This is a genomic window from Dysgonomonas sp. Shenzhen-Wh21 (assembly GCF_043392705.1).
Taxonomy (GTDB): Bacteria; Bacteroidota; Bacteroidia; order Bacteroidales; family Dysgonomonadaceae; genus Dysgonomonas.
Genome location: NZ_JAIXHZ010000023.1, coordinates 1 through 2,312, shown reverse-complemented (window position 1 = coordinate 2,312; position 2,312 = coordinate 1). Strand labels below are relative to the sequence as shown.

The following is a 2,312-nucleotide window of genomic DNA, read 5'->3' as shown; positions in this document are numbered from 1 at the left end:
AGATTTAATAAATAACTAATAGCCTGTTAAAAACGGGCTATTTTTGTGTTTTATTTACTATTTTTGCATTCGAAAGCCATGGTGGCTTGAACATATATCAGATCTTAGTGTTAAATGGATAGCTGTAACTAAGATTTTTATTTTAAACAACATATAATAATAATGGCAAATTTATTAAACATAAAGAACTTACATGCCAATGTTGAAGGCAAAGAAATATTAAGGGGATTAGATCTTGTTGTAAATGAGGGAGAAATTCATGCAATAATGGGGCCTAATGGTGCCGGAAAAAGTACCCTTGCTTCGGTTTTGGTAGGTAATCCCAATTTTGAGGTGACAGAAGGTGAAGTAAATTTCAGAGAACATGATCTTTTGGAAATGGATCCCGAAGATAGAGCTCGTGAAGGGTTGTTCCTCAGTTTTCAATACCCTGTAGAAATACCGGGAGTAAGTATGACAAACTTTATGCGCGCTTCTTTAAACGAAATCCGTAAGCATAAAGGTGAGGAGCCTATCTCAGCTTCAGACTTTTTGAAAATGATGCGTGAAAAGCGAGAATTAGTTGAACTAGACAAAGACCTTGCGGGACGTTCGGTGAACGAAGGATTTTCGGGAGGAGAGAAAAAACGTAACGAGATTTTCCAAATGGCTATGTTAGAGCCGAAGTTGGCAATACTTGATGAGACAGATTCAGGGCTTGATATCGATGCTTTGCGTATTGTTGCAGCCGGTGTAAACAAGTTGAGGAGCAAGGATAATGCTACAGTGGTTATTACCCACTATCAACGGTTGCTGGACTATATCAAGCCTGACTATGTACACGTATTATACAAAGGACGTATAGTAAAAAGCGCAGGAGCTGAATTGGCTCTGGAATTGGAAGAAAGAGGATACGATTGGATTATTAAAGATTTTGAAGAATGATAGAAAATCAATATATAGACATATTTACCCAGTATAGAGATAAGATTGATACAAAGTCTTTATCAGGGATGAATGGTCTTCGAGATAAAGCACTAAATATTTTTAAAGATCAGGGATTCCCTACCAAGAAAATGGAGGATTATCTCTATCTGGACGTTGCAGCGGAATTTTTACCTGACTTTGCTCTCAACATTAACAGGTTGCCATTCACAGGGAACCCATACGTTGCCTTTAGGTGTGAAATTCCAAATTTGACCACAAATCTTTACTTTGTTCTCAATGATATATTTCATGAAGAACATAAGCCAAAGGTAAATTATCCGAGCGGGGTATTTGTTGGTAGTTTCAAGCATTTTGCAGAAGAAAAGCCCGAGGTGTTTTCTAAATATTATGGGCAGATAGCAGAGATGGATAAAAACGGAATTGTCGCATTCAATACAATGTTTGCTCAAGATGGTTTTGTTATTTATGTACCTAAGGGTGTTGTTGTAGAAGAGCCTATTCAGCTGATTAATATATTGAAGAGCGAATTTAATAGTCTTGTCAATCGCCGTATTCTGATTATAGCCGAGGATGATGCTCAGGTGAAATTACTTATTTGTGATCATACAGTGGATGAGTCTCAGTTTTTAGCAACACAGGTTACCGAAATCTTCGCCGGACGTAATGCTCTTGTCGATTATTACGACTTGGAAGAAAACTCAGATAAAGTTACTCGTTTGACAAATACATTTGTTCATCAGCTCGAAGCATCAAATGTATTGATCAATAATATGACTTTCAATACGGGCGTTAGCCGTAATAACTATAATGTAAAACTATCCGGACAGCATGCTGAAGCTTATGTCTGTGGTATGGTTATAGCGGATAAGCATCAGTATGTAGACAATTTTGCTTTTCTCGATCATCTTGTACCGCACTGCACGAGTACGCAGTTGTTCAAGTATGTGTTGCAAGATGAAGCTACAGGCGCTTTTTGTGGACGTATACGGGTTGAAAAAGATGCACAGAAAACTTTGGCATATCAGTCGAATAATAACTTGTGTATTTCTCCAAATGCTCACATGTATTCTAAGCCACAGTTGGAGATTTATGCCGATGATGTGAAATGCTCACACGGATTAACTACAGGACAGTTAGATGAAGAGGCTTTATTTTATCTTCGCTCTCGTGGTCTATCTAAGGAATCTGCTCGTTTGATGCTAATGCAAGCTTTTGCTGCGGGAGTATTGGAACATGTTCGTATCGATCGCCTGAAAGAAAGACTTCTGGATTTGGTCGAAAAACGTTTCAAGGGAGAATCTGCTCGTTGCGGAAATTGTGCAGTATGTAAATGATAAATGAAACATAGTTTTTGGTTGCAGAATGTCATTGTACTGCTAACTGCT

General features: G+C 38.0%; 2 protein-coding genes. Both read left to right on the top strand.

From position 1 onward, the window contains the following. Positions 1-162: 162 nt before the first annotated feature. Positions 163-924: a Fe-S cluster assembly ATPase SufC gene (sufC, locus tag LDB17_RS01015; RefSeq protein WP_252639344.1), complete on the top strand. Its 762-nt coding sequence runs from the start codon at positions 163-165 to the stop codon at positions 922-924. After that, positions 921-2,261: a Fe-S cluster assembly protein SufD gene (gene sufD, locus LDB17_RS01010; protein WP_252639345.1), complete on the top strand. Its 1,341-nt coding sequence runs from the start codon at positions 921-923 to the stop codon at positions 2,259-2,261. The genes sufC and sufD overlap by 4 nt, the downstream gene beginning before the upstream one ends. The last annotated feature ends 51 nt before the right edge of the window (positions 2,262-2,312 follow it).

What these genes read in the sequence shown, in the direction of transcription:
- sufC (WP_252639344.1), top strand. Translation starts at nt 163, where the DNA reads ATGGCAAATTTATTAAACATAAAGAACTTACATGCCAATGTTGAAGGC.
- sufD (WP_252639345.1), top strand. Translation starts at nt 921, where the DNA reads ATGATAGAAAATCAATATATAGACATATTTACCCAGTATAGAGATAAG.